This is a genomic window from Streptomyces sp. NPDC052236 (genome assembly GCF_044548015.1).
Taxonomy (GTDB): Bacteria; Actinomycetota; Actinomycetes; order Streptomycetales; family Streptomycetaceae; genus Streptomyces.
Window position 1 is genome coordinate 251,823 of sequence record NZ_JBIUBL010000008.1, and the last position, 25,009, is coordinate 276,831.

Sequence of the window (25,009 nt, forward strand, 5' to 3'; positions counted from 1 at the left end):
ATCAGGCGAAACGGAGTCCTTCATGAGTGCCGCCCTCTTCGAGCCCTGCACCCTGCGCTCACTCACCGTCCCCAACCGCCTCTGGATGGCGCCCATGTGCCAGTACAGCGCGGAGGCGTTCGGCCCGAACGCGGGCGTCGCGAACGACTGGCACTTCGCCCACTACGCGGCCCGCGCCACCGGCGGCACCGGACTGATCCTGGTGGAGGCCACGGCCGTCAGCCCTGAGGGGCGTATCAGCCCCGGAGACCTCGGCCTCTGGAACGACACCCAGGTCGAGGCGGCACGCCGGATCACCTCGTTCCTCGAAAGCCAGGGCACCGTCCCGGGCATTCAGCTGGCGCACGCGGGGCGGAAGGCATCGACGGACCTTCCGTGGCTCGGCGGCGGACCGCTCGCCGTGGACATGGAGCAGGGCTGGCTGCCCGTGGGGCCGAGCCCGCTCCCGTACGACACCGACCACACCGTGCCCGCGGAGCTGACCACGGACCGGATCAAGGAGATCGTGGGCCAGTTCGCGGACGCCGCCAAGCGCGCCCTGGCGGCGGGCTTCCGGGTCGCCGAGATACACGGTGCGCACGGCTACCTGATCGGCGAGTTCCTCTCCCCGAACAGCAATCACCGTACGGATGAGTACGGCGGCTCCTTCGAGAACCGCACGCGCCTCGCGCTGGAGATCGTGGACGCGGTACGGGCGGTGTGGCCCGAGGAGCTGCCCCTGTTCTTCCGGATCTCCGCCACCGACTGGCTGAGCGAGAACGCCGATGACGAACGGGAGGGCTGGACCGCCGACGACACCGTCCGCTTCGCGCGTGAGCTGCCGGCACACGGGGTGGACCTGCTGGACGTCTCGTCGGGTGGCCTCGCACCCCGAGCGCGTATCGAGACCGGTCCCGGTTACCAGGTGCCGTTCGCGGAGCGGGTCAAGCGCGAGACCGGGCTGCCCGTCGCCGCGGTCGGCATGATCACCGACGCCGAGCAGGCTGAGAAGATCCTCGCGAACGGCGAGGCGGACGCGGTGCTCCTCGGCCGTGAGCTGCTGCGCAACCCGTCCTTCGCCCGGCATGCCGCACGCGAACTTGGCGGCCTGGTGAATACGCCGGACCAGTACCACCGTGCGGTCTGAGCGTGTGGGCTCGTACGACGAAGGCCGAACTACGAGATACCTCGTACGATGGAGTGGCCCCGGTAGAGCCGACAGAGCAGACAGAGCGATGAAGTGGAGCCGCTGTGACCACCGCGACAGACGCCCGGGTACTCGCCCACCCCACGCGCGACGAAATCCGTCTGGAGAACGTGCTCCACGCGCTCTCCGACCCCATGCGGCTGCGGGTGGTACGTGACCTGGCGACGGCAGAGGGCGACCTGTCCTGCTCGTACTTCGACCTGCCGGTCACCAAGTCCACGACCACCCACCACTTCCGCGTCCTGCGGGAGAACGGTGTGGTGCGGCAGGTCTACCAGGGCACGGCCAAGATGAACGGGCTGCGCCGCGACGACCTCGACGCGCTCTTCCCCGGGCTGCTCGACAGCGTCCTGGGCGCGGTGGAGCGGCAGGCGCAACGCCTCGGCGACAGCTAAGGCGGGCTGTGGATGTCCCCTGGGCCCCCGGCGAAGCCCGGGGGTACCCCTTCGCCCGCCCACAGAACCCGCATCCGCCCCCGCCCCCGTGCCCGGTAGCGCTCCCGCGCTACGGGTGCGGCCTGCCGCCCGCCGCGCCGAGCAGTCCCGGCCAGTCGGGGATCTTGACCGACCGGCGCCCCAGCGTCTGTCCCAGCGCCGTCTCCGCCGCCTCGATCGCCAGCCACCCCGGCCACGGCACCGGCCGGTGCCCCGACTCCCGTAGTGCCGCCAGCGGATCGGCCGCGACGGGGCGCAGCGCCAGCTCCGCCGCGTCGTCGAGCAGCGAGGCGACTGTCTCCTTGGCGCACGGCCGGTTGGTGCCGATCACTCCGGTCGGGCCGCGCTTGATCCACCCCGCCACATACTCCCCGGGGGACGGCGCTCCGTCGCGCAGTACTCGTCCGCCGGCGTGCGGCACCGTCCCGCGATCCGCGTCGAACGGCAGGCCCGCCAGGGGCACACCGCGGTAGCCCACCGCCCGCAGTACCAACTGCGCCTCGATCTCCTCGTACCGACCGGTGCCCCGCACGCCCCCGGCGCCGTCCGGGGCGGTGCGTTCGAACCGCACGGCCGCCACCCGCCCGTCCCGCTCCAGCAGCTCCACCGGGCGCAGAAAGAACCGCAGCCGGATCCGGCGCTCCCGGCCGCGCGGCGGCTGCGCCGCCCACCCCCGTACGACGTCGAGATTGCGCCGGTTGACCGCGGGCAGCGCGGCGAGCGCGGCGCCGGACGGATCCGTGTACGCGGGGTCCAGGGCCAGATCCGCGGCGTCGACCGCCACGTCCGCCGAGGGCAGCGAGCTCAGCTCCCGCAGCTCCTTGGTGGTGAACTTGGCCTGCGAAGGGCCGCGCCTGCCCACCATGTGCACCTCGCGCACCCGGCTGAGGGCGAGCGCGTCCAGCGCCGCGTGCGGCACATCGGTCGGGCGGAGCTCCTCCGCGCCCCGCGCGAGGATGCGGGCCACGTCGACGGCCACATTGCCGACGCCGATCACCACCGCCGAGCGGGCGCCCAGCACAAAGGCCTCGCGGGCGGAGTCGGGATGCGCGCTGTACCAGGAGACGAAGTCGGTGGCCGAGTGGCTGCCGGGCAGCTCCTCGCCCGGCACGCCGAGCCTGCGGTCCTTCGCCGCTCCCAGGCAGTACACGACCGCGTGGTAGAGCTCCAGCAGCCGGCCGGGGCCGAGCCCGTGCGCGCCGACCTCCACATTGCCGATGAAGTCGATCCGCTCGTCCTCCAGAACGGTGCGCAGATTGTTCTGGAGGGATTTGATCTTCTCGTGGTCGGGGGCGACCCCGTAGCGCACAAGTCCGTACGGGCAGGGGAGCCGGTCCAGTACGTGCACCCGCACGTCCGGCACCACGCTCTGCTGTACGAGGGCCTGCGCGGTGTAGACCCCGCTGGGTCCCGATCCGATGACAGCGACACGAAGCACGGCCGCGCTCCTTCCCGCGAGGGGATTCCAGCATCGCACCGGTGTGCCGCGCTGCGGGAGATGCTCTAACGGGGTGCCTTGTGTCGTTCTGCCGTGCGTGCCGCCACAGAGTGCGATGATTTGCCTGGTTGCCTGTTTGTGTGCAGGAAATTACGTTTCTGAACGTTAATGATCGGTATGACCCGTCCGGGGTGCTTCCGTATCCGCCCGTGTGGGATCTCCAGGGCCACGGCACGGTCTCCTGGGCGGAGGACGGATCAGGATCAGGATCGGGGTCGGCGTCGGGGTCGGGGTCGTACGAGATCCCCCCGCCCTGGTTCAACGTCCGGCTGACCTTCGCCGACGGGACCCGGATCGATGTCCTGGCCGTCGTCACGGACGAGCGGATCGCCATCGAGGATCTGCGGACGGAGCCGCCGCTGCCGCTGGACGACTTCGCGGTGCTCGCCGACCGGATCCGGGGTCCCCTTCAGGACGCCTGCGCGGTCCTCGTACAGCACTCCGGGGCAGGGGAGCCGCCGCCCGCCGCGGACGCCGCGCCCGCCGCGGAATGCGGCCACCGGCGCCCGCGTTCCGCCGCGTCACGCGGCAGTGCGGGGAGGCGGATCGCCGCCGAGGCGTACCAAGCGGCCCAGCGCGAGGGCAGGGACCCCGTACTGGCGGTGATGGGCGCGACCGGGCGGAGCCGCCGCCGAGCGCTCAGGCTCATCGCGGGCGCCCGTGAGGCGGGCCTTCTCGCGCCGCGCCACAACCGCCGCTGACCGATCAACGCCCTGACCTTCACATCGAGACGTTCACATTGAGCGCATCCGGTTGATCTCGCTCGTCTGCTGAGCGATCACATCCCCCGCCATCTCCTCGATCAGGACGTTGTGCCCGTCCGTGAGCGCGGCGGTGGCCATGGTGATGGCTCCCTGGTGGTGAGTGACCATCAGCTTCAGGAAGAGCTCGTCGAACGCGCTGCCCTTCGCGGCGCGCAGTTGCGTCAGCTGGGCCGCGGTCGCCATACCCGGCATCGCCTCCCCACCCTGGTCGGCCCCACCCTGGTCGGCCCCACCGTGGTCGTGGCCACCCTTCCCCTTCGCCCCACCGTTGGTTTTCAGCCAGCCCTCCATCGCGCCGATCTCCGGCTTCTGCGCGGCGGCAATCCGCTCAGCCAACCGCTTGACCTGCGTGGATGCCGCTCGATCCGGTGCCAGGGCGGTCATCTGCAGCGCCTGCTCATGGTGGGTGATCATCATCTCTGCGTAGGAAAAATCAGCCGCATTGGGGGTGTCGTCCGGCACGGCCTTCGCGGCCTCCTCCGCGGAGAGCGTCTTGGCCGGCTCGCCAGGCTTCCCCGGAGCCACCACAGACGGCCCGTCAACCCCCTTGGCCTTGGCGGGAGATCCGGAGCCGCCTGAATCCCCGGAGTCCGACTCGCAGGCGCCCAGGGCGAGTACGGCGGCGGCGACCATCGCCGCCACGACCTGCTTGCGGACCCGCGCGGTCCTGCGGCGGTTCAACACGGCGGCCTCCTGGGGCGCTTGGGGTTCTGGGGACCGTCCTAGCATGCTTCCGCACGCCTGTGATCAAAAACATTCATTACGTCTCTGTTTCCATCTGTTGAGATGTACATGGAAAGGACGATACTGCCGGGGTCCGTGAACCGTTCAACTGCGAACGGATATAAGGGAGGACGCAGTGACCCTGTTGCACACCACCCGAGTACGGCGCAGACGTCTGGGCGTGGCGACAGCCGCGGCCGGGCTCCTCGCCATGCTGCTGGCAGCCGGCCCCGCAGTCGCCACACCCGACCCCGGTGACGCACCCGCCGCCCAGGAGAAGACCTCCTCCGGCCAGGCCGCCGACGCCAAGTCCGCCATGAAGGCCGGTGAGATACCCGGGGTGGACGAGATCGTCCACAGTGCCAATATCGAGCATCTCGCCAATGTCCCCAAGGGTGCCCTGCAGGGAACCAACTCGGACATGGCCTTCCAGGGGAAGTACGCCTTCGCGGGCAACTACGACGGCTTCCGGATCTTCGACATCAGCAATCCGAAGGCTCCCAAGAGCGTTGCCGAGGTCCTGTGCCCCGGCAGCCAGAACGACATCTCCGTCTCCGGGAACCTGCTCTTCCTGTCCACCGACTCCTCACGGAGCGACAACTCCTGTAACAGCGTCTCGCAGCCGGCGACGGAGAAGTCGTCCTGGGAGGGCATGAAGATCTTCGACATCAGCGACAAGCGCAACCCGAAGTACGTCGCCGCTGTCGAGACCGCGTGCGGTTCGCACACGCACACGCTCGTGCCGGATCGTCGCAATGTCTATGTCTACGTCTCGTCGTACTTCCCGAGTGCGACCTTCCCGGACTGCCAGCCGCCGCACGACGGAATCTCCGTCATCAAGGTGCCGCGCAAGGCTCCGGAGAAGTCCGCGATCGTGAACTTCCCGGTGCTCTTCCCTGGTGAGGGCGCCGACGGCGGCGGCAACCCGGGTGCGCCCACCAACCCGGGCGTCACCAAGACCACCGGCTGCCACGACATCACCGTGCTGCCGTCGAAGGACCTGGCGGCCGGCGCCTGCATGGGCGACGGCATCCTGTTCTCGATCAAGGACCCCGCGCACCCGAAGGTCATCGACCGGATCCAGGACAACGTCAACTTCGCGTTCTGGCACTCGGCGACCTTCAACCAGGGCGCCAACAAGGTCATCTTCACCGACGAGCTGGGCGGCGGCGGGGCCGCCACCTGCAACGCCGCGATCGGCCCGAACCGCGGCGCCGACGGTATCTACGACATCGTCGGCAAGGGGGACAAGCGCAAGCTGGTCTTCCGCAGCTACTTCAAGATCGACCGGCACCAGGCCGACGCCGAGGTCTGCGTGGCCCACAACGGCTCGATCATCCCGGTGAAGGGCCGCGACCTCATGGTCCAGGCCTGGTACCAGGGCGGCATCTCGGTGTGGGACTTCACCGACTCCTCGAAGCCCAAGGAGATTGGCTACTTCGAGCGCGGTCCCGTCACCCTTGACCGGGTCACGACCGCCGGCTCCTGGTCGGCGTACTACTACAACGGTTACATCTACTCCAACGACATCGCCAAGGGCCTCGACGTCCTGAAGATCAACGACAGGCGCACGGATCCGGCGAAGTGGGTGCGCCTGCGCGAGCTCAATGTGCAGACGCAGCCCGATTACTTCGACCGCCACTGATCCCTGGAGCCATGACGCGTTCCGCCGAGCGGCTTGCCGCTCGGCGGAACGCCGAGCTCCCACTCCAGCCCGTACCGCTGGAACAGCTCGGCGCGCAGCCGCCCCCGCTCCATCGGTGCCCCCGGCAGCAGCACCGCGAAGACCGCGCCCATCAACAGAGCGCGCAGCAGCGGGTAGTCGGCGTCCACATCGGGTGATCCGTACCGCTTGATGGTGTCCCGCAGCAGGAACGCCAGCCGCTGCTGCTCCGGACACTGCACAAAGCCTTGTGCCTGCAGGACCCCCGACATATGAGTCCGCATCAGCACGGGCCGGTCGGCCGCGAGCCCGAGAACCGCGTCGATCGCCCGCGCCAGCCGCTCCCGCCCGTCCTGGGAGCGCGGCTCGCGCTCCAGCGCCGCTTCCAGCGTGTGGTGCATCAGCCGGTGCACCGCCGACTGCAGGAGCTGTTGCTTTCCGGGGAAGTAGTACGAGACCAGTCCGCGCGCCGAGCCGGCGCGGTCGGCGATGTCGCCCAGGGTCGTGGCCTCGTAGCCGCGCTCGTCGACCAGCTCCACGGTCGCCTGGAGCAGCCGGTCCCGGGAACGCCGACGCAGTTCTTCATTGACCGACGGGCTCCGCGGGGACATGCTTAACTCCTGCGTTGACTGGCTGCGAGCCAGTATACTCAGCGTGCCCCGCTGCGTGGCCTTCAGGACCTGGTCAGCGGGGGTGCTGCGCCGAACCGGGCGACGCGGGGGATCGTCCGGTTCGGGCAGCTCTGTCGTGTTTCCTTCATGGTCGTGTTTCCGTCGTAGTCTTGACGGTCTTGCCTTCGGTTACCCCGGGATCACCGGTTGATGAGCCCGAGCACCGGGCGCAGCCCCGCAGGACGTTCCGCGACCGGCAGATGGTCCACGAAGTGGACCGCGCACCCCAGCTCCGCCGCACCGCCGTCCGCGCGCCGGTCGTCGCCCACCATCAGCACATCGCCCGGATCCTGGCCCAGCGCCTCGCAGGCCGTGCGGAAGAGGCGTACGTCCGGCTTCTGCACACCGTGCTCGTACGACAGGACATACGCCTCCACCCAGCCGTCCAGGCCGTGCGCGCGGAAGACCGGCCGCGGGTCCCAGCCGATGTTGCTGACCACCGCCACGCCCACCCCCCGCTCCCGCAGCGTGCGCAGCACCTCGGCGGCATCGGGATACGGACGCCAGGCCGCGGGAGCCATATGGCGGTCGTAGAGCGCGTCGTACAGGCCCGGATCCGGCAGCTCCACCTGCCGGGCCAGACCGGTGTACGCGGCCCGGTGGAGTTCCATGCTCTCGTCGCGGGTCGCCCACAGGTCCGTCAGGCGCTCCGGCAGCCGCTGCGGGAAGGAGCCGCCGGGCAGTGCGCCGGCCGCCTCCAGTTCGGCCGCCCAGCGGGCAAGGTCGGCCTCGGGGGCCGTACTGCCCCGCTCGTCCAGGGCCGCGCGCAGCCAGTCCCGCGCCGACTCGATGCGGAAGAGCGTTCCGGAGAAATCGAAGAGCACGCCTTTGAACACCATGACCGTGATCCTTTCCGCCTCAGCGCGCCCGGGACAAGACCACACGCTCGTACGAGGCGATCGACACGGCCACGAAGCACGCCCCCAGCAGCCAGCCGCCCACCACGTCCGAGGGCCAGTGCACGCCGAGATAAACCCGGGTGAGGCCGACGCCGACGACGGAGACGACCGCCCCCACGACGGCCGACCGCCACAGCCATCCGCCCACTCCGCGCGCTCCGCCCGTATCGCCCGGTATGCGCCGTCCGAGCAGCCACAGCAGCAGCCCACAGGTCACCATGGCCGTCATCGCATGACCGGACGGAAAGGCCATGTAGTGGGCCGAGTCGACCGGGTCCGGCCACTGTGGCCGCTCCCGTCCGACGGCGGACTTCAGCCCCTGTTGTACGAAGGTGCTCACCGTGCTCGTCACCGCGATCCACAGCGCGAGCAGCCGCTCCCGCAGCCACCACAACCACCCGAAGATCACGGCCGTCAGGGCGCGCATCGTCCACGGGTCCCACACCCAGTCGGTGAGCACCCGGCTGACCCGGGTGAGCTCCGGGTCGTCCACCGCCCAGCGGTGCAGCTCCTCCGCTACCGTGCCGTCGAAGGACATGAGCGGGGACCAGGAGCCCGCGACCAGGATCAGCAGCACCGCCGAGAGAACGGCGAGCACCGTGCCCGCGCGGGCGGGTGCGGTGACCCGCGCACGGGTCGGCCGAGTCGGGGATGTCGTTCGCGAACGGGAGTGCATGAGTGAGATCCTCGCCGCTTGCCGGTGCTTCTGGCTAACCGAGCGCACGCAGCCCCGGCACAAAGGCCACCAGCAGCGGAACGACCGGCACCAGCGCGGCAGCCGCGGTCAGCCGCAGCCGGCGGCCCGCGGTGAGCCGCTCCACCGGCGCCAGCAGCCGGTCGACGCGCCGCGGCAGCTCGGCGTCCGGGGTGGGGCAGGGCCCGAACACGCCGCGGTCCTCGTTCAGTTCGACCAGGGCCAGCGCGATGGTGCGCCCGCCGAAGCGCCTCGACGCGACATCGTCGGCGGCCAGTTCGATCAGCCGGTGCATCTCGTTCCGGAACGCCGCGAACACCGGCACCTGCGGGAAGCCGTTGGCGAGCGCGTCCGAACAGTGCAGCAGCCAGTGGTGCCGCGCCCGCGCGTGGCCCTGCTCGTGCGCCAGTACGGCATCGAGCTGGCTGCCCTTCAACCGGCGCAACGCGGCCGTGGTGACGATCAGTTGGGGTGCCGTACCCGGCAGCCACCAGGCTTCGGGCCGCTTGCCCTCCAGGACCACCAGCGGTTCACTGCCCGCCTTCTCGCCCGGCAGCAGCGGGGAGCGCACCAGCAGTTGCTTACGCCGCCGCTTGCGCAGTGCCTGTGCCCGGTGGATCTCCCGGGTGAGCATGGCCGCGGTCCACAGGCCACCGCAGGCCAGCACCACGGCGAGGGCGGCGGACCACGGTCCGGTCGCGCCGAGGGCGTACGCGTCCACCACGGAGTGCGGCGCGGGCGCGAAAACATGCCCCCGCACGAACTGCCAGGCGGAGGCCGCGCTGAACGTCATGGAGAGCGCGAAGCAGAGCAGTACGGCGGCCACCACGCACTGCCACACCCACAGCGCCACCACGGGCTCGCGCTCCGGCCACTCGGCACGCGACACAAGCCGCGGGGCCACGACGGCGGCCAGTGCGCCGAGCAGCAGCAGCGCGAGGGAGACCAACATGGCTCCAGCCTATGAGCGCGTCGCTACCCGCGGGTATGGCCTCGCACGGCAAGTGACGCAGGACACGTCTGTCGCAGGAGTATCAGCAGGCGTATCAGAGGATGAGCAGCATCGCCAGCATCGCGAGGCCCATGGCGAGCCCGCACGCCCGCGCCAGCTCGGGCCGCGCGTCCCACGCGTCGGTCGCCGCCGCCGCGCCGCCCACCGGGGACGCCGCCGGTATCAGCCGGACGCCGGAGCGCAGGACGTATCCGGCGTAGTACGCCAGCAGCACGCCGGTCAGCAGCTCCACTCCCGCGGCCGACTGCTCCGCGTGACCCGTGCCGTGCCCTGCACCCCCGCCGCCCCCGTCGCCGCCGTACGTCATGGCAATCGCCATATGGACCATCGAGAGTGAGCCGACGAGGTGGTGCGCATGCAGTCGGCGTACGCCGTGCCGGGCCGGCCACACGGCGCGCAGCGCCGCGCCGCCGAAGATCGCCGCGTACACCAACCATCCCCACTCGGGCAGTACGAGCACGGTGGCGGGCAGCGCCATCGCGGCCATCCCGAACCCCATCAGCGCCTCGCCGCCCGCCGCCGCGCGTGCCTGCCCGGAGCAACCGCGCATCCGAAGCAGGCAGTACGCGCCGATCGCGCCGCAGAGCGCCACGAGCAGCCAGCAGGAGACCGCAGGTCCGTGCACGGCGCACCTCCCCCTTCGACGGTGTCGAAAGGGCGATGCCCGGCTCGGCGAGCACTACGCGACCACTACGCGAGCGCACTGAGGTGCGCAGGCGCACGCGGAGATCTCACGGGCGGTACCGCAGCGGATGATCGGCCGGAACCTCGACCAGCGCGATGCGGTGACCGTCCGGGTCGGCGATCCACATCTCGATCAGCCCCCAGGGCTCGCGCAGCGGCGGTCGCAGCACCTCGGCACCGCGCTCGGCCAGCTCTTGGTACGCCGCGTCCGCGTCCGCGACCTGGAGCCACAGCTGCATCGTGGGCGAGGGCACGGCCTCCGTACGCCCCGACACCTCAAGGTGTCCGCCGCCCAGGAAGTACACCGTGCCCCGTTCGGGTCCGGTGCCGAACTCCCGGTAGACCGGCAGGGCGAGGGTCTCCCCGTAGAACCGCCTGGAGCGCTCGGGGTCGGCGGGGCGGAGGAGGACCCGGCTGCTCAGCACATGCACCATGCCCCGGACCCTAGACGCGGCGACAGGGTTAGTCTCGTGGAACACCCGCACCCGCACCCGCCCGCCGAGAACGCGCCAGAACGCCGAGAACGCCGAGAAACGCACAAGAGTCGCCAAGAACAGAAAGCCGCTCCGATGAACAACACCACCACACCGCCCCGGGACCGTGGCGAGCTCACCTACCGCGACGCGGCCGAGGCCGATGTCGCCGTACTCGTCCCGCTGATCGAGTCGGCGTACCGCGGCGACGCGAGCCGGACCGGGTGGACCACCGAGGCTGACCTCCTCGCCGGACAGCGCACCGACCCGGAGGCCGTCCGCCAGGTCATCACCGCCCCGGGCTCCACCCTCCTCGTGGTGGAGCGCGACGGCGAGCCGATCGCCTGCTGCCAGCTCGAACACCGCGGTGACGCCGCGTACTTCGGCATGTTCGCGGTCCGTCCCGAAATGCAGGGCGGCGGCCTCGGCCGGCGGATCATCGCCGAGGCCGAGCGCAGAGCGCGCGAGCGCTGGGGTGTGCGGGAGATGCAGATGACCGTGATCACGCTCAGGGCCGATCTGATCGCCTGGTACGAGCGCCGCGGCTACCGCCGTACGGGAAAGCTGAGCCCCTTCCCGTACGGCGACGAGCGCTTCGGCATTCCGCAGCGCGACGATCTCGCTTTCGAGCTCCTGGTGAAGGACCTCTCTCAGGCACCTACGCCGTGAACCGGCCGGTGCGGCGGATCTCGGGGAAGTCGGTGGTCGCGCCGTCCAGTTCGAGGGCGCGCGCCAGCCGCAGCTGCTCCTGGGTGTTCACCACCCAGCCGATCACCTGAAGCCCTTCGCCGTGTGCGTGCTCGACGGTCTCCAGGGTCAGTCTGCGGATGTCCAGCGCGAGACAGGCGGCGCCCACCGCCTTGCCCCGGTCCACGATGTCCGCTTCCCACCGCCCGGCGATGAGCACGGTCCGTACGCCCGGCACCAGGGCGCCGATCTCGGCGATCGCGTCGTCGTGGAAGGACGACACCTCGACACGGTGGACCAGATCGCGGTCGAGCATCACCTCGGCGAGAGCGCGGGCGGCGGTCACGTCCTTGATCTCCGCCTGAAGCGGCGCCCGCACGGCGTCGAGCACCTCCTCGAACACCGGCACCCGCTCGCCGCCGCCCGCGTCGAGCTCCCGCAGCTCGGCGAGGGTCTTCTCGGCGATGGCGCCGCTTCCGTCGGTCGTGCGGTCCACGTCCGCGTCGTGCATGACGACGAGCGCGCCGTCCTTGCTGAGATGCAGATCCAGTTCGATGGCGTCCATACCGGCCTGTTCGGCACGGACGAAGGAGCGCAGGGTGTTCTCCGGCTCGACGCCCATGACCCCGCGATGACCGATGGTGAGGAAAGTCAAGATTCTCTCGCTTCCGTCGACGGCGGCTCCCGCGCGGCGCATCACCGGCACCCGCGCGGCAACCACGCAGCCTAACGGCCCGCCCCCGCGATGGGACCGGGCGTGCGTGGGCGCGTCGTCGGCTGTCGGCCGACATGGTGGATTCTCGGCGGACTGTTGACGGACTGCTGACGGACTTCCGACGGAAGTCACCGCACATTCAGCCTTCAACCGCAAAACCTTCGGCGATCAGGTGCCTCACGCAGGAAGGTTTACCAAGATCCGACTTGTACGGGAGAACCACACATGGATACGGTGCCTTTACGCGAGGTTCTCCCGTGGAGGAAGTGACATGACGGAAATTCTTGTGCAGGACGTTCCCGCCGGGGGCGCAGCCCAGGGTGCACGGATCATCGAGCACCCGGCTTGGCCGACGCTCAAGAACGCCGTCGAGGAGATCAGGCCCTGGCAGTCGGCGGACGGCTCGATCGACCTCACCGCCGAGGGCGCGCCGGACCGCGTCGCCGTCATAGCGGCGCTCGACCACGTCATAGACGCGGTCGAAGCGCTCTCCCCGCTGCTCCCGCACGATGCCGCGTACCACCGTGCGCTGGTCGACGACCTGCACAAATGGGCCACCGACGGCTTCGGCGTCCCCGACTTCCTGGACTCGCTGCTCGCCTTCCAGCCCGCCGCGCGCCGCCAGGACGGACTCCAGCATCTGGTCGTCTTCCCGATGTACACGCAGAACGGCAACCCGGACCGCAACCTCGAAGCGGTCGCGCTGCGCATGGTCTGGCCCGAGTGGCTGGCCGAGCTGGAGCGCACCCGCTACGACAACCCCCTCTTCTGCGGCATCACCTTCGAGGACTTCACCTCCGGCTACGACACGAACTCCGCGGTGCTCTTCCCGGAGACCATCGCCGTGCGCGAGGCGCCCGAGCGGTTCACCTGGGGCGGCATCTTCTGCGACCGCGAGGCCGCCCGCTTCCGCCGGGTCACCGACGCGGCCGTACACGTACTCGGCCTCGAACTCCCCGAGGACATCCGCGAGCTCGTCCGCGACCAGACCCGCTGTGAGCAGGCCTTTGTGCTCTGGGACATGGTCCACGACCGCACCCACAGCCATGGCGATCTGCCTTTCGACCCGTTCATGATCAAGCAGCGCCAGCCGTTCTGGATGTACGGCCTGGAGGAGCTGCGCTGTGACCTCACCGCCTTCAAGGAGGCCGTGAAGCTCGAGGCCGACGGCTTCCCGCAGGGCCGCGACGTGCAGTACGCGGTGCTCTTCGACCGGATGTTCCGCTTCCCGGTCACCGGCGAGCGCGTGCGCAACTACGACGGTCTCGGCGGCCAGCTGCTCTTCGCGTACCTCCACCAGCACGAGGTCGTCAGCTGGACCGACAACGTCCTGAGGATCGACTGGGACCGCGCCCCGCAGGTCACCCAGCAGCTCTGCGCCGAGATCGAGAAGCTGTACCGCGACGGCATCGACCGGCCCAAGCTGGTCCACTGGTTCGCCGCGTACGACCTGGTCGCGAGCTATCTCGCGCCGCACCCCGGCTCGCGCTGGGCCAAGGGCCCCGACGCCCTGGATCTGTCCAAGCCGCCCCGTAAGCTCGTGGACGATGTGCTTCCGGACGAGTTTCCGCTGAGCATGTTCTATGAGGCACTCGCCAAGAAGCTGAAGCATGTGATCGCCTCCACCAAGGGCATCACCGCGGCGAGCGCCGCATGAGCTCTCGTACGGAAGAGGCGACGACCATGAACGTAAACGGCAACGGGGTCCTTGAGGGTGCCGTGATCGCGGTGGCCGGAGCCGCGGGACCGGCCGGCCGGGCCACCCTGCTCAAACTCGCCGAAGCGGGAGCGATCGTCGTCGCCTCCGACGCGAACGCCGCGCGCCTCGCCGAGGTGGTCGACGCCGCCCGGTACGCGCACGGCGGCGCCACGGTCATCGGGGACACCGTCGACCTTCTGGATCTGAACGCCGCCCGGGTGTGGGCGGACAAGACGGAGAAGGAGTTCGGCCGGATCGACGGCCTGGTCCATCTCGTCGGGGGCTGGCGCGGCAGCGCCACCTTCGCCGAGACCGATCTCGCGGACTGGGAGCTGCTGGAGAAGCTGCTGATCCGCACCGTCCAGCACACCTCTCTCGCCTTCCACGACGGGCTGCTGCGCAGCGACCGGGGCCGCTATCTGCTGATCAGCGCCGCCGGCGCGACCAAGCCGACCGCGGGCAACGCCGCGTACGCCGCCGCCAAGGCCGCCGCCGAGGCGTGGACGCTCGCGCTGGCCGACGGCTTCCGCAAGGCGGGGGGCGAGAGCGGGCCGAAGGCCGCGGCTGCCATCCTGATCGTGAAGGCACTGGTGCACGACGCGATGCGCGCCGAGCGCCCGAATGCGAAGTTCGCGGGCTTCACGGACGTGACGGAACTGGCCGAGGCCATCGCCGGAGTCTGGGACAGGCCCGCCCAGGATGTGAATGGACAGCGCCTGTGGCTGACCCCCAAGCCGTGACACAAGCTGCGACACCGGCCTCGACGCCGACGAAGACCGACGCGCGGCGCCACCACGACCCGTCCGTACGGGGCTTCGCCAGCGACAACTACGCGGGCGGCCACCCCGAGATCCTTGCCGCCCTCGCCCTCGCCAACGGAGGTCACCAGACCGCCTACGGCGAGGACGCGTACACCGAGCACCTCCAGCGGGTCATGCACAGCCACTTCGGGCCGACGGCGGAGGCGTTCCCCGTCTTCAACGGCACCGGCGCCAACGTCACGTCGCTCCAGGCGCTCACCGACCGCTGGGGCGCGGTGATCTGCGCCGAGTCCGCACACATCAACGTCGACGAGGGCGGCGCGCCCGAGCGGATGGCCGGGCTGAAGCTGCTGACCGTGTCCACCCCGGACGGCAAACTCACGCCCGAGCTCATCGACCGGCAGGCGTACGGCTGGGACGACGAGCACCGGGCGATGCCGCAGGTCGTGTCGATCACCCAGAACACCGAACTGGGCACGGTCTACACGCCCGAAGAGATCCGCGCGATCTGCGTGCACGCGCACGAGCGGGGCATGAAGGTCCATCTCGACGGGGCGCGGATAGCCAACGCCGCCGCGGCCCTGGACGTGCCCATGCGGGCCTTCACCAATGCCGTCGGCGTCGACATCCTCTCCTTCGGCGGCACAAAGAACGGCATGCTCTTCGGCGAGGCGGTCGTCGTCCTCAACCCCGACGCGGTCAGCCATCTCAAGCATCTGCGCAAGATGTCGATGCAGCTGCCCTCCAAGATGCGCTTTGTGTCGGTGCAGCTGGAGGCGCTGCTCGCGCGCGATCTGTGGCTGCGCAACGCCCGGCACGCCAACACCATGGCCCAGCGGCTGGCACGCGGCGTGGGCGCGGTGGACGGTGTGGAGATCCTCCATCCTGTCCAGGCCAACGCCGTCTTCGCGCGGCTGCCCCACGATGTGAGCGAACGGCTGCAGAAGCGGTTCCGCTTCTACTTCTGGAACGAGGCCGCGGGCGAGGTCCGCTGGATGTGCTCCTTCGACACCACCGAGGACGATGTCGACGCCTTCGTGCAGGCGCTGAAGGAAGAGATGGCGCGGTAGACGCCAGCCGGGGCGACAGGCATGGGCACGGCAGGCGTGGGCGCGGCAGGATCCCTTACCGGGTGGACTCAAAGTTCAATGGGATGGACTATCCGGTACTCTATGCGGAACCCCACCCGGTCGTACCGCGCGCCCTGAAGGCCGCGCCGGACCGGGAGTCGCTCTGGCTGCACCTCCCCACCGAACTGTGAGGTTTCTCCGACCATGACGCTCACGCTCACCGTCGCCGACGAGGTCCGGGACCTCGCGCCCGGCTTCACTCATCTCGCCGTCGAAGCGCACGGCCTGGTCAACGGGGAGAGCAACGCCGACAGCTCGGCGCTGCTGGACGCGGCGGCCCGCAGGCTCGCCGAGCGGCTGGCCGGGCGCGCCCCGCACGAGGACCCGCACATGGTCGCCTGGCGCGAGGCGTACACCGCCTTCGGCGCCAAGCCCTCGCGCACCCGCAACTCCGCCGAGGCGCTGGCCAGGCGGGCGCTGGCCGACGGAGGTCTGCCGCGCATCAATCGCCTCGTCGACCTCTACAACGCCATCAGCGTCGCCCATCTGATCCCGGTCGGCGGCGAGGACACCGACCACATCAAGGGCGGGATGCGGCTCGTACGGGCCACGGGCGCGGAGCCGTTCGTCACCGCCGCGGGCGGCGAGCAGGTCGTCGAACACCCGGAGCCCGGTGAGGTCGTCTGGCGCGACGACGAAGGCGTCACCTGCCGGCGCTGGAACTGGCGTCAGGGCGTACGCACCCGGCTCACCGAGGAGTCCGTGAGCGCGCTCTTCCTGCTGGAGAGCCTGGCCCCCATGACGACCGGCGAGCTGGAGGCCGCGGCCGCCGAACTGGCCGAGTCGCTGGAGAAGCTGAGCCCCAGCGCACGGATCACTGTCCATCCGCTCCAGGGACGGGCGTGACGTCCCCGACCGCGGCGTGACGTTTCACCCGAGTCGGCCGGGTCGGCCGACTCAGCCGACTCCGTCGCCGACCTCGCGGAGGTCTGCCGGAGACGGCGCCGTACCCCCGAGGTGCGCGGGCACCCACCAGGTGTCGTTCGCGTCCTTGGGGCGTACGGGATAGGCGCGCTGCGCGGCCTCCAGCAGCTCCTGCACGCGCTCGCGCAGCCGCCGGCTGATCGCCCCCGCGAACTGGTCTGCGGGCGCCTCGACCGGCTCGCCGACGCGGATCGTCACCGGGATGTGGCTGCGCCGGAAGTTCCGCGGGCGGCCCTTGGTCCAGAGCCGCTGGGTGCCCCACAGGGCCATCGGGATCAGCGGTACGCCGGCCTCCTGGGCCAGCCTGGCCGCGCCCGACTTGAAGCTCTTGAGCGTGAATGACTGCGAAATGGTCGCCTCGGGGAAGACACCGACGATCTCGCCCGAGCGCAGCGCCTTCAGCGCGTGCGCGTAGGCGGCCTCACCCTTCTCGCGGTCCACCGGGATGTGCTTCATGCCGCGCATCAGCGGGCCGGAGATCTTGTGCCGGAAGACGACGTCCTTCGCCATGAAGCGCACCAGTCGCTTCTGGGGGAGCGCCGCGAGCCCGTTGAAGACGAAGTCCAGGTAGCTGATGTGGTTGCTCACCAACACCGCGCCGCCCGATCGTGGGATATTCTCCGCTCCCTGAGTGTCGATCTTGAGGTCGAGTGCCTTGAACACAGTGCGTGCGGCGCCGACGACCGGCCGATAGACGAGCTCTGCCATCTGGAGGGGACCCTTCTGTTGTGCCCGGGGAGGGTTCTCCCGGCGGAAGTTACGCAGCCGTAGGTTTGCCGCATTGGGCAGATCGTGCCCCATGTGCGCCTCGCTGACCAGTCCTGGCACCGCCGCCGGGCGAGATTCTTGTCACGTGCTTCACGTCACAGGAAGACCCTGCCCGGGTGTGGCGTGGAGGAACGCCGAGGCGCGCACTCGTCAGGGAATACCGACACTCCTTTGGACGCTGATCGCTGTGGTGGTGGCTCGGTGGTTGCTCGGTGGCGGGAGGCAGGAAGTGCGGGGTCAGGACAGTGGCGCGAGGCGGCTCGACGCGGTCGAGCTGGGCGCGGAGCTCGGACGGCGGGCGACGCTCGTCCAGTTCTCGACCGCGTTCTGCCAGCCCTGCCGGGCGACACGGCGCACACTCGACGATGTGGCGACCATGATCGACGGTGTGGCACATGTGGAGATCGACGCGGAGGACCGCCTCGTGCTCGTACGGGACCTCGGCATCGTCGCGACGCCCACCGTGCTGGTGCTCGACGCGGACGGCCGGATCGTCACCAGAGCCTCCGGGCTGCCGCGTAAGGCGGATGTCATCGCCGCGCTCGGACGGGCGGTGTGAGACCCGGTGACCCCTGTCGCCCCGTCGCCCAGTCGCGCCGTCGCACCTCAAGGGGCGTGCTTGACTGAGTGCGCAGCCCGTCGTCAGGCTGACGCTGTGCTCCCAGACCTCCGTGGCTCCCGTGGCCTTCGTCTCGCCCTTCTCCCCGCGCGGGAAGAGGTGGCCCGATGACGGCTTCGCCCGGACTCTCGACCACTGAGCAGGCCTCTCCCGGCCTGCTCCGCGCCGTCTTCCGGCAGCACGCCGCGGGTGTCGCGGTGATCACCGCCCAGGGTGAGAACCCCGTCGGCTTCACCGCCACCTCCCTCAACTCCGTGGCCGCCGACCCGCCCCTGATCTCCTTCGGTGTGGGTACGTCCTCGTCCAGCTGGCCGGTCATCGCTCACGGCGAGCACATCGGCGTACACATACTCGGCCAGCACCAGCAGGAGCTCGCCGCGACCTTCGCGCGCAGCGGCGCCGACCGGTTCGCCCCGCCCACCCGGTGGCGTACGGGTCCGGAGGGCGTCCCCGTCCTCGACGGCGTACTGGCCTGGATGGTGTGCCACATCGTCGGCCGGGTCGCCGCGGGAGACCACCGCATCGTGATCGCGGAAGCCGTCGTCGGCGACCCGGTGGGCGACCCCGCGGGCGTCGGCCGTCCGCTCGTCTACCACCAGGGGCGTTTCAACGCGCTACGGGACTGAGGGCCTGGTTACGGTGCGTTGGCAAGGTCACAGTTCAAAGCGCTTGCTCAGCGGGAAGGGGATGGGTGTACTGACGAGTAATATTAGGTTCGGAGCGCGGCCGCCCGACCGGGAACCGCCCCCGTCAGACGCCTATGCTGCCTGCATAAGGCAGCCCAATAGAGACGATGCAGTAGGAGAGCCGGCGTGAGCTTGAGGATCGTTGTCTGTGTGAAGTACGTGCCCGACGCCACCGGCGACCGGCACTTCGCCGATGACCTGACCGTCGACCGGGACGACGTGGACGGACTGCTGTCGGAGCTCGACGAGTACGCGGTCGAGCAGGCGCTCCAGATCGCCGACGAAGCGGACGACGCGGAGATCACCGTGCTGACCGTCGGCCCGGAGGACGCCAAGGACGCGCTGCGCAAGGCGCTCTCCATGGGCGCCGACAAGGCCGTCCACGTCGAGGACGACGAGCTGCACGGCACCGACGTCATGGGCACCTCGCTGGTGCTCGCCAAGGCCATTGAGAAGACCGGCTACGACCTGGTCATCTGCGGTATGGCGTCGACGGACGGTTCCATGGGCGTGCTCCCGGCGATGCTCGCCGAGCGGCTGGGAGTGCCGCAGGTCACGCTGCTCTCCGAGGTCTCGGTCGAGGACGGCACCGTCAAGGGCCGCCGTGACGGCGACACCGCGAGCGAGCAGCTCGAAGCGTCCCTGCCGGCCGTCGTGTCCGTGACGGACCAGTCGGGCGAGGCCCGCTACCCGTCCTTCAAGGGCATCATGGCCGCCAAGAAGAAGCCGGTGCAGGCGCTGGACCTGGAGGACCTGGAGATCGATGCGGACGAGGTCGGCCTCGCGGGCGCGTGGACCGCGGTCGACTCGGCCACCGAGCGCCCGGCCCGTACCGCGGGCACGATCGTCAAGGACGAGGGCGAGGGCGGCAAGCAGCTCGCGGCCTTCCTCGCGGAGCGCAAATTCGTATGAGCAGTCTCGCGAGCCAGAAGTTCATCTAGGTCAAGCATCCAGGCCAAGTAGGTCAAGAAGCTCATCCCGGTCAGCACGTCTTCCCCCGGCCGAAGTCCGGGGTTCTCGTCCAGGAGTTAGTCATGGCTGAAGTTCTCGTCTACGTCGATCACGTGGACGGCGCCGTCCGCAAGCCCACCCTTGAGTTGCTGACCCTGGCCCGCCGCATCGGCGAGCCGGTCGCCGTCGCCCTCGGCTCCGGTGCCGAGGCCACCGCCGCCACGCTCGCCGAGCACGGCGCGGTGAAGGTCCTCACCGCCGACGCCCCCGAGTTCGCCGACTACCTCGTCGTACCGAAGGTGGACGCCCTGCAGGCGGCGTACGAGACAGCGTCCGCCGGCGGCTCCTTGGCCGCCGTGCTCGTCCCGTCCTCCGCCGAGGGCAAGGAGATCGCGGCCCGCCTGGCGGTCCGTATCGGCTCCGGCATCATCACCGACGCCGTCGACATCGAGGCGGGCGACGAGGGCCCGGTGGCCACGCAGGCGGCGTTCGCCGCCTCCTTCACCACCAAGTCCCGCGTCTCCAAGGGCACCCCGGTCATCACGGTCAAGCCCAACTCGGCCCCCGTGGAGGCCGCTCCGGCCGCGGGCGCCGTCGAGGCGCTCGCCGTCACCTTCTCCGAGAAGGCCACCGGCACCAGGATCGTCGCCCGCACTCCGCGCGAGTCGACCGGCCGCCCGGAGCTGACCGAGGCCGCGATCGTCGTCTCCGGCGGCCGTGGCGTCAACGGTGCCGAGAACTTCCACGTCATCGAGGAGCTCGCCGACTCGCTCGGCGCCGCTGTCGGCGCCTCGCGTGCCGCCGTGGACGCCGGCTGGTACCCGCACTCCAGCCAGGTCGGCCAGACCGGCAAGTCGGTCTCCCCGCAGCTGTACATCGCGTCCGGCATCTCCGGAGCGATCCAGCACCGGGCGGGCATGCAGACCTCGAAGACCATCGTGGCCATCAACAAGGACGCCGAGGCCCCGATCTTCGACCTGGTCGACTACGGCGTGGTCGGCGACCTCTTCGCGGTCGTCCCGCAGCTGACCGAAGAGGTCAAGACCCGCAAGGGCTGATGCGTCCCGCTCTGCGGTCCGGGGCCGCGCGGTGATCTTCACCGTGGCGGCCCCGCCCTCTTTCCGGGGATCATTGACGCAGGTCGCGGCGGCCCATTAACTTCGCCATACGGATTTTGTATTCCGTTCAGCGGAAATAACGAAGGGCGTGGGTGCAGGGATGGGGCAGCAGGAGCTGGTGCCAACGAGCCTCGCCGGAGCGGTCAGCGAGGCCATCAGCGCCTCCCTCGCACCGGTGGACGCGGAGCTCGCCCGCCGCTACCCCGGAGACCCCGGCACCCGCCGGCCCGTCCACACCGTCTACGTACCCGGTGAGGTCTTCGCCGCCGACACCATCCGCTCCTGGGGCGACCGGGCGCTGGCCGCCCTCGACGAACACGCGCCGGACGCCGCGTCCCTCGCCGCCGTCCTCGGCCTCTCCGGCGAGCTCGCGGGCCCGGTGTACGACCGCGTACGGGCCAAGCTGGAGCGCGAGCCCGTCGAGGACCTGCGCGTCGACTTCGAGGACGGCTACGGCGGGCGCGGCGACGCCGAGGAGGACGCGCACGCGGCCCGCGCCGCACGGCTGATCACCGAGGCGTACGCGAAGGGCACGGCCGCCCCGTACATGGGCATCCGCATGAAGTGCATGGAGGCCGCCGTACGTGACCGCGGAATCCGCACGCTCGACATCTTCCTCACCGGGCTGACAGCGGCCGGGCCACTGCCCGGCGGGCTCGCCCTGACCCTCCCCAAGGTCACCTACGCCGAGCAGGTCACCGCCATGGTGCGGCTGCTGGAGGAGTTCGAGAAGGCGCGCGGCCTGCCGGCGGGCCGGATCGGCTTCGAGATCCAGATCGAGACCAGTCAGTCCATCCTCGCCGCCGACGGCACCGCCACCGTGGCCCGGATGATCGACGCCGCCGATGGCCGGGCCACCGGACTGCACTACGGCACCTTCGACTACAGCGCCTGCCTCGGCGTCAGCGCCGCCCACCAGGCGAGCGACCACCCGGCCGCCGACCACGCCAAGGCCGTGATGCAGGTCGCGGCGGCGGGCACCGGCGTACGGGTCTGCGACGGCTCCACCAACGTCCTGCCCGTCGGCCCGACCGAGCAGGTCCACGACGCCTGGCGGCTGCACTACCGCCTCACCCGCCGCGCTCTGGCGCGCGCCTACTACCAGGGCTGGGACATGCACCCGGGCCATCTGCCGACCCGCTACGCCGCCGTGTTCGCCTTCTACCGCGAGGGGTTCGAGCAGGCCGCCGCCCGGCTGGCCGCGTACGCCCGGCACGCCGGCGGCGATGTCATGGACGAGCCCGCCACCGCCAAGGCGCTCAGCGGCTATCTGCTGCGCGGCATCGACTGCGGCGCCCTCGACACCGCCGAGGTCGCCCGGCTCACCGGCCTCACGCGCGTCGACCTCGACGGTTTCGCCTCACCCCGTCGAGGGGACTTGACGGCCACAGCAGGGTAACGACGCTACCGCTGTCACCGCCGCCCCTTAGTCTGTGCCTCATCACAGTCGAACAGGGATCGGGGCAACGTGACTTCGGGTGAGAACGAGCGGCTCGCCGGACGTTACCGGGTAATCGAACAGCTGGGCCGCGGTGGCATGGGTGTGGTCTGGCGCGCCTTCGACGAAGTGCTCGGACGCGAGGTCGCCGTCAAGGAGTTGCGTACCTACACCGACTCCTCCGGGCCCGAACTGGCCGACCTGCGCGTGCGGATGCAGCGCGAGGCCCGCGCCGCCGCGCGCGTACGCCACCCCGGAGTCATCGCCGTCCACGATGTCACCGAGCACGACGGCCGTCCTGTCATCGTCATGGAACTCATCGACGGGCCTTCGCTGGACGGTGTGGTGAGCGAACACGGCGTCATGGAGCCGCGGGAGGTCGCCGCCATCGGGGCCAAGGTGATGGAGGCACTCGCCGCGGCCCACCGCGTGGGTGTGCTGCACCGTGACGTCAAGCCCGGCAATGTGCTGCTCGATCGCGACGGCAGGGTGGTGCTCACCGACTTCGGCATCGCCACGATGGAAGATCCGGGGGACGGCTCCGCCACGCGCCTTACCCGTAGCGGTGAACTGGTCGGCTCGCTGGAGTACTTGTCACCCGAGCGTGCCCAGGGCGGGGAACCGGGGCCCGCTTCCGACGTCTGGGCGCTCGGGGCCACGCTGTACGCGGCCGTCGAAGGGGCGGCACCCTTCTTCCGCCAGTCCACCTGGTCGACGATCACCGCGATCGTGGTCGATCCGCTGCCCGAACCGCGGCGGGGCGGGGCGCTCGGACCCGTACTGCGGCGGCTGATGGAGAAGGACCCGGCGCGGCGGCCCGACGCGGAGACGGCGGCGCGGATGCTCGCGGCGGTGGCTGAGGGCGAGGAGACGGGCGCGGAGACCGTGACCCTGGGGAGCGTGCGGCCGTCGGCATCGTCGGCACCGCCGGCGAAGCCCGAGCCGGCTGTCCCGGAGCCGTCCGCACCCAAGTCCGCGCTTGAGGCGAAAGGTTTAACCCCGGTGGCTGCGCGGACCGCGCCACCCGCCGATCCCGATCCCGATCCCGATCCCGCCCCCGCACCTACGCTCGCTTCTGCTCAGCGTCGTACCAAGGTGCTGGCCGCGGCCGTCGCCGTGCTGCTGGTCGGGGGAGGCGTGACGTACGTCCTCGTCGACGGCGACGAGCCGGGCTCCCGGGAAGTCGCCGGCGGCCGGGACGGGGCATCGCCGGGGGCGGCGGGGGACCCGGGTGCCACCGGGAAAGCGGTCGCGGGCCCTTCCGACGGGACGAAGGGCCACGGCGCCAACCCCACGGCGGAGGGCGACAGAGGGCCCGTCACGATCACGCCGTCGACCACGCCTGCCGCGCCCGGCGGCGGCGCGGGGGGTACGGTGGCGGGCGGGGGGACCGGCTTGCCCGCGGCCCCGGGCGGCTCCGCCACGGCCGGTGGCGGCCCGGCGACCGGCGGGCCGACGGGCGGTGCGACGACGGGCGCTGGAACGCCCGGTGGAGCCTCGGAGCCGACGGCCGTGTGCAACTCGATCGGCGGCGGCAAGTACAACTGCACGGTCTGGAAGAAAGCGACGTCGTACACCGCCTCCGGCGCGGAGAAGGGGCTGCTGAACAAGGGCGTCAACTACTTCTACTGCCAGCAGAACCTGGGCCGCCGCCTGACCCACGGCAACCGGACGAACGTCTGGTGGGCCAAGACGGACGACGACAGCGGCAACACGAACGTCTTCATCAGCAACGTCTACATCGACGGCAGTGAGAACGATCAGCCCGTGCCCGGCCTACCGGTCTGCTGACGGCGGGATCTCCCCCGAGCCCCGGGGGATGAGCACCGTCTTCAGCGTCACCTGCGCCGGTTCGTCGTCCACACCGTCCAGGCGGCGGAACAGGCGCTCGGCGGCGGTGTGCCCCAGCGTCGCCGCGTCCTGGGCTATGACGGTGATGCCCAGCAGGTCGGCGAGTTCGATGTCGTCAAAGCTGACCAGGGCGACCGGCCGCTTGTGCTCCGCCAGCACCCGTACGGCCGTCACCGTCACCCGGTTGTTGCCCGCGAAGATCGCGGTGACCGGCTCGGGCGCCGCGAGCATCGACTCGACCGCCGATCTGACCCGCTCCGGCGCGGTCGGGCCCAGCGACACCCACGAGTCGTCGACCGCGAGCCCGGCGTCCTCCATGGCGGTGCGGTAGCCGCGCAGGCGCTCGATCGCGGTGTGGATACGAGGGTGGTCGCCGATGAAGCCGACCCGGCGGTGGCCGTGCGCGATCAAATGGGCCACGCCCGCCCGGGCGCCGCCGAAGCTGTCGGAGAGAACCGCGTCCGCGTCGATCTGCCCGGCCGGGCGGTCCACGAAGACCGTGGCTATGCCCGCCTTTATCTCGGGCTCCAGGTAGCGGTGGTCGTCGCCGGCCGGGATCACGATCAGCCCGTCCACCCGGCGGGCGCAGAGCGCGAGCACCAACTCCTGTTCGCGCTCGGGGTCCTCGGCGCTCGAACCGTTGATGAGCAGGGCGCCGTGCGCGCGGGCCACCTCTTCGATGGCGCGGTTCAGCGGCCCGTAGAAGGGGTCGGCGAGATCTTCGAGCACCAGCCCGATCGAGGCGGTGCGGCCCTTGCGCAGCACCCGGGCGCTGTCGTTGCGGCGGAAGCCGAGGGAGTCGATGGCCTCCTGGACGCGGCGCTCGGTGTCGGGAGTGACACCGGCCTCGCCGTTGACGACCCGGGAGACGGTCTTGAGGCCGACCCCGGCGCGGGCCGCTACATCCTTCATGGTCGGCCGATTGCCGTAGCGGGGTTCGGGGCCTCGAGGGCGGCGACCC

Annotated in this window: 26 protein-coding genes; 15 read left to right on the forward strand and 11 right to left on the reverse strand. The window is 70.5% G+C overall.

From position 1 onward, the window contains the following. Positions 1–22: 22 nt before the first annotated feature. Both ACIHCQ_RS16395 and ACIHCQ_RS16400 read left to right on the forward strand, forming a co-directional pair. Positions 23–1,126, forward strand: a complete 1,104-nt coding sequence (locus tag ACIHCQ_RS16395) for an NADH:flavin oxidoreductase/NADH oxidase (RefSeq protein ID WP_399662445.1) — start codon at positions 23–25, stop codon at positions 1,124–1,126. A gap of 104 nt (positions 1,127–1,230) precedes the next feature. Further along, positions 1,231–1,581 carry an ArsR/SmtB family transcription factor gene (locus tag ACIHCQ_RS16400; RefSeq protein WP_399662447.1) on the forward strand — a complete coding sequence of 117 codons (351 nt, stop codon included), beginning with the start codon at positions 1,231–1,233 and terminating at the stop codon, positions 1,579–1,581. Positions 1,582–1,690: 109 nt separating this feature from the next. Here the strand turns inward: ACIHCQ_RS16400 and ACIHCQ_RS16405 are convergent, their stop codons facing one another. Continuing rightward, positions 1,691–3,058 carry an FAD-dependent oxidoreductase gene (locus ACIHCQ_RS16405; RefSeq protein ID WP_399662448.1) on the reverse strand — a complete coding sequence of 456 codons (1,368 nt, stop codon included), beginning with the start codon at positions 3,056–3,058 and terminating at the stop codon, positions 1,691–1,693. Between the two features lie 209 nt (positions 3,059–3,267). Here ACIHCQ_RS16405 and ACIHCQ_RS16410 point away from each other — a divergent pair, with 209 nt between their 5' ends. Next, positions 3,268–3,819 (forward strand): DUF6214 family protein, encoded by a 552-nt coding sequence (locus ACIHCQ_RS16410; protein ID WP_399662450.1) that lies wholly within the window; start codon positions 3,268–3,270, stop codon positions 3,817–3,819. A gap of 33 nt (positions 3,820–3,852) precedes the next feature. On the opposite strand, the gene ACIHCQ_RS16415 is transcribed toward ACIHCQ_RS16410, so the two are convergent. Then, on the reverse strand, positions 3,853–4,611 hold the full coding sequence (locus ACIHCQ_RS16415; protein WP_399662452.1) for a DUF305 domain-containing protein: 759 nt from the start codon (positions 4,609–4,611) through the stop codon (positions 3,853–3,855). A gap of 130 nt (positions 4,612–4,741) precedes the next feature. On the opposite strand from ACIHCQ_RS16415, the gene ACIHCQ_RS16420 reads away from it, so the two are divergent. Next, positions 4,742–6,250 (forward strand): LVIVD repeat-containing protein, encoded by a 1,509-nt coding sequence (locus ACIHCQ_RS16420; RefSeq protein ID WP_399662454.1) that lies wholly within the window; start codon positions 4,742–4,744, stop codon positions 6,248–6,250. On the opposite strand, the gene ACIHCQ_RS16425 is transcribed toward ACIHCQ_RS16420, so the two are convergent. The 6 genes from ACIHCQ_RS16425 to ACIHCQ_RS16450 all read right to left on the reverse strand — a co-directional run bounded on the left by ACIHCQ_RS16425 (position 6,232) and on the right by ACIHCQ_RS16450 (position 10,662). Continuing rightward, complete coding sequence (locus ACIHCQ_RS16425; protein WP_399662456.1) at positions 6,232–6,879, reverse strand: TetR/AcrR family transcriptional regulator; 648 nt, start codon at positions 6,877–6,879, stop codon at positions 6,232–6,234. The two genes, ACIHCQ_RS16420 and ACIHCQ_RS16425, sit on opposite strands and share 19 nt — an antisense overlap. A gap of 200 nt (positions 6,880–7,079) precedes the next feature. After that, positions 7,080–7,778, reverse strand: a complete 699-nt coding sequence (locus tag ACIHCQ_RS16430; RefSeq protein WP_399662458.1) for an HAD family hydrolase — start codon at positions 7,776–7,778, stop codon at positions 7,080–7,082. A 19-nt stretch (positions 7,779–7,797) separates the two neighbouring features. Beyond that, the gene (locus ACIHCQ_RS16435) at positions 7,798–8,514 is read right to left on the reverse strand and encodes a phosphatase PAP2 family protein (protein WP_399662460.1); all 717 of its coding nucleotides are present in this window, start codon (positions 8,512–8,514) and stop codon (positions 7,798–7,800) included. 34 nt (positions 8,515–8,548) lie between these two features. Continuing rightward, positions 8,549–9,484 carry a M56 family metallopeptidase gene (locus ACIHCQ_RS16440; RefSeq protein WP_399662462.1) on the reverse strand — a complete coding sequence of 312 codons (936 nt, stop codon included), beginning with the start codon at positions 9,482–9,484 and terminating at the stop codon, positions 8,549–8,551. A gap of 94 nt (positions 9,485–9,578) precedes the next feature. Then, positions 9,579–10,169 (reverse strand): DUF5134 domain-containing protein, encoded by a 591-nt coding sequence (locus ACIHCQ_RS16445; protein ID WP_399662464.1) that lies wholly within the window; start codon positions 10,167–10,169, stop codon positions 9,579–9,581. A gap of 106 nt (positions 10,170–10,275) precedes the next feature. Next, positions 10,276–10,662, reverse strand: a complete 387-nt coding sequence (locus ACIHCQ_RS16450; protein WP_399662465.1) for a VOC family protein — start codon at positions 10,660–10,662, stop codon at positions 10,276–10,278. 135 nt (positions 10,663–10,797) lie between these two features. Here ACIHCQ_RS16450 and ACIHCQ_RS16455 point away from each other — a divergent pair, with 135 nt between their 5' ends. Then, entirely contained in the window at positions 10,798–11,370 is a 573-nt protein-coding gene (locus ACIHCQ_RS16455) for a GNAT family N-acetyltransferase (protein WP_399662467.1), read from the forward strand. Here ACIHCQ_RS16455 and ACIHCQ_RS16460 read toward each other — a convergent pair. Beyond that, positions 11,360–12,010, reverse strand: a complete 651-nt coding sequence (locus tag ACIHCQ_RS16460) for a glycerophosphodiester phosphodiesterase (protein WP_399662596.1) — start codon at positions 12,008–12,010, stop codon at positions 11,360–11,362. The two genes, ACIHCQ_RS16455 and ACIHCQ_RS16460, sit on opposite strands and share 11 nt — an antisense overlap. A gap of 364 nt (positions 12,011–12,374) precedes the next feature. Here ACIHCQ_RS16460 and ACIHCQ_RS16465 point away from each other — a divergent pair, with 364 nt between their 5' ends. The 4 genes from ACIHCQ_RS16465 (at position 12,375) to ACIHCQ_RS16480 (ending at position 16,539) form a co-directional block, all read left to right on the forward strand. Next, complete coding sequence (locus ACIHCQ_RS16465; protein ID WP_399662469.1) at positions 12,375–13,760, forward strand: DUF6421 family protein; 1,386 nt, start codon at positions 12,375–12,377, stop codon at positions 13,758–13,760. Further along, entirely contained in the window at positions 13,757–14,542 is a 786-nt protein-coding gene (locus ACIHCQ_RS16470; RefSeq protein ID WP_399662471.1) for an SDR family NAD(P)-dependent oxidoreductase, read from the forward strand. The genes ACIHCQ_RS16465 and ACIHCQ_RS16470 overlap by 4 nt, the downstream gene beginning before the upstream one ends. Further along, entirely contained in the window at positions 14,521–15,633 is a 1,113-nt protein-coding gene (locus ACIHCQ_RS16475; RefSeq protein WP_399662473.1) for a threonine aldolase family protein, read from the forward strand. The genes ACIHCQ_RS16470 and ACIHCQ_RS16475 overlap by 22 nt, the downstream gene beginning before the upstream one ends. Positions 15,634–15,837: 204 nt before the next feature. After that, a complete protein-coding gene (locus ACIHCQ_RS16480; protein ID WP_399662474.1) occupies positions 15,838–16,539 on the forward strand; it encodes a B3/4 domain-containing protein in 702 nt (233 codons plus the stop codon). Positions 16,540–16,590: 51 nt separating this feature from the next. On the opposite strand, the gene ACIHCQ_RS16485 is transcribed toward ACIHCQ_RS16480, so the two are convergent. Beyond that, entirely contained in the window at positions 16,591–17,325 is a 735-nt protein-coding gene (locus ACIHCQ_RS16485) for a lysophospholipid acyltransferase family protein (RefSeq protein ID WP_399662476.1), read from the reverse strand. A 289-nt stretch (positions 17,326–17,614) separates the two neighbouring features. Between ACIHCQ_RS16485 and ACIHCQ_RS16490 the strand changes: the two genes are divergently transcribed. The 6 genes from ACIHCQ_RS16490 to ACIHCQ_RS16515 all read left to right on the forward strand — a co-directional run bounded on the left by ACIHCQ_RS16490 (position 17,615) and on the right by ACIHCQ_RS16515 (position 23,988). Next, the gene (locus tag ACIHCQ_RS16490) at positions 17,615–17,944 is read left to right on the forward strand and encodes a TlpA family protein disulfide reductase (RefSeq protein ID WP_399662478.1); all 330 of its coding nucleotides are present in this window, start codon (positions 17,615–17,617) and stop codon (positions 17,942–17,944) included. Between the two features lie 167 nt (positions 17,945–18,111). Further along, positions 18,112–18,630: a flavin reductase family protein gene (locus tag ACIHCQ_RS16495; protein WP_399662479.1), complete on the forward strand. Its 519-nt coding sequence runs from the start codon at positions 18,112–18,114 to the stop codon at positions 18,628–18,630. A gap of 186 nt (positions 18,631–18,816) precedes the next feature. Next, positions 18,817–19,602, forward strand: a complete 786-nt coding sequence (locus tag ACIHCQ_RS16500) for an electron transfer flavoprotein subunit beta/FixA family protein (protein ID WP_399662481.1) — start codon at positions 18,817–18,819, stop codon at positions 19,600–19,602. Positions 19,603–19,724: 122 nt separating this feature from the next. Next, complete coding sequence (locus ACIHCQ_RS16505; RefSeq protein WP_399662483.1) at positions 19,725–20,699, forward strand: electron transfer flavoprotein subunit alpha/FixB family protein; 975 nt, start codon at positions 19,725–19,727, stop codon at positions 20,697–20,699. 160 nt (positions 20,700–20,859) lie between these two features. After that, a complete protein-coding gene (locus tag ACIHCQ_RS16510; protein WP_399662484.1) occupies positions 20,860–22,158 on the forward strand; it encodes a DUF6986 family protein in 1,299 nt (432 codons plus the stop codon). 69 nt (positions 22,159–22,227) lie between these two features. After that, complete coding sequence (locus tag ACIHCQ_RS16515; protein ID WP_399662486.1) at positions 22,228–23,988, forward strand: serine/threonine-protein kinase; 1,761 nt, start codon at positions 22,228–22,230, stop codon at positions 23,986–23,988. Here the strand turns inward: ACIHCQ_RS16515 and ACIHCQ_RS16520 are convergent. Continuing rightward, entirely contained in the window at positions 23,974–24,960 is a 987-nt protein-coding gene (locus ACIHCQ_RS16520; protein WP_399662488.1) for a LacI family DNA-binding transcriptional regulator, read from the reverse strand. The two genes, ACIHCQ_RS16515 and ACIHCQ_RS16520, sit on opposite strands and share 15 nt — an antisense overlap. Positions 24,961–25,009: the final 49 nt, after the last annotated feature.

Coding starts and splice junctions, on each gene's coding strand:
- ACIHCQ_RS16485 (WP_399662476.1), bottom strand. CDS start 17,325: ATGGCAGAGCTCGTCTATCGGCCGGTCGTCGGCGCCGCACGCACTGTG.
- ACIHCQ_RS16430 (WP_399662458.1), bottom strand. CDS start 7,778: ATGGTGTTCAAAGGCGTGCTCTTCGATTTCTCCGGAACGCTCTTCCGC.
- ACIHCQ_RS16495 (WP_399662479.1), top strand. CDS start 18,112: ATGACGGCTTCGCCCGGACTCTCGACCACTGAGCAGGCCTCTCCCGGC.
- ACIHCQ_RS16465 (WP_399662469.1), top strand. CDS start 12,375: ATGACGGAAATTCTTGTGCAGGACGTTCCCGCCGGGGGCGCAGCCCAG.
- ACIHCQ_RS16480 (WP_399662474.1), top strand. CDS start 15,838: ATGACGCTCACGCTCACCGTCGCCGACGAGGTCCGGGACCTCGCGCCC.
- ACIHCQ_RS16505 (WP_399662483.1), top strand. CDS start 19,725: ATGGCTGAAGTTCTCGTCTACGTCGATCACGTGGACGGCGCCGTCCGC.
- ACIHCQ_RS16510 (WP_399662484.1), top strand. CDS start 20,860: ATGGGGCAGCAGGAGCTGGTGCCAACGAGCCTCGCCGGAGCGGTCAGC.
- ACIHCQ_RS16395 (WP_399662445.1), top strand. CDS start 23: ATGAGTGCCGCCCTCTTCGAGCCCTGCACCCTGCGCTCACTCACCGTC.
- ACIHCQ_RS16470 (WP_399662471.1), top strand. CDS start 13,757: ATGAGCTCTCGTACGGAAGAGGCGACGACCATGAACGTAAACGGCAAC.
- ACIHCQ_RS16520 (WP_399662488.1), bottom strand. CDS start 24,960: ATGAAGGATGTAGCGGCCCGCGCCGGGGTCGGCCTCAAGACCGTCTCC.
- ACIHCQ_RS16440 (WP_399662462.1), bottom strand. CDS start 9,484: ATGTTGGTCTCCCTCGCGCTGCTGCTGCTCGGCGCACTGGCCGCCGTC.
- ACIHCQ_RS16455 (WP_399662467.1), top strand. CDS start 10,798: ATGAACAACACCACCACACCGCCCCGGGACCGTGGCGAGCTCACCTAC.
- ACIHCQ_RS16460 (WP_399662596.1), bottom strand. CDS start 12,010: ATGGGCGTCGAGCCGGAGAACACCCTGCGCTCCTTCGTCCGTGCCGAA.
- ACIHCQ_RS16415 (WP_399662452.1), bottom strand. CDS start 4,611: ATGCTAGGACGGTCCCCAGAACCCCAAGCGCCCCAGGAGGCCGCCGTG.
- ACIHCQ_RS16435 (WP_399662460.1), bottom strand. CDS start 8,514: ATGCACTCCCGTTCGCGAACGACATCCCCGACTCGGCCGACCCGTGCG.
- ACIHCQ_RS16425 (WP_399662456.1), bottom strand. CDS start 6,879: ATGTCCCCGCGGAGCCCGTCGGTCAATGAAGAACTGCGTCGGCGTTCC.
- ACIHCQ_RS16450 (WP_399662465.1), bottom strand. CDS start 10,662: ATGGTGCATGTGCTGAGCAGCCGGGTCCTCCTCCGCCCCGCCGACCCC.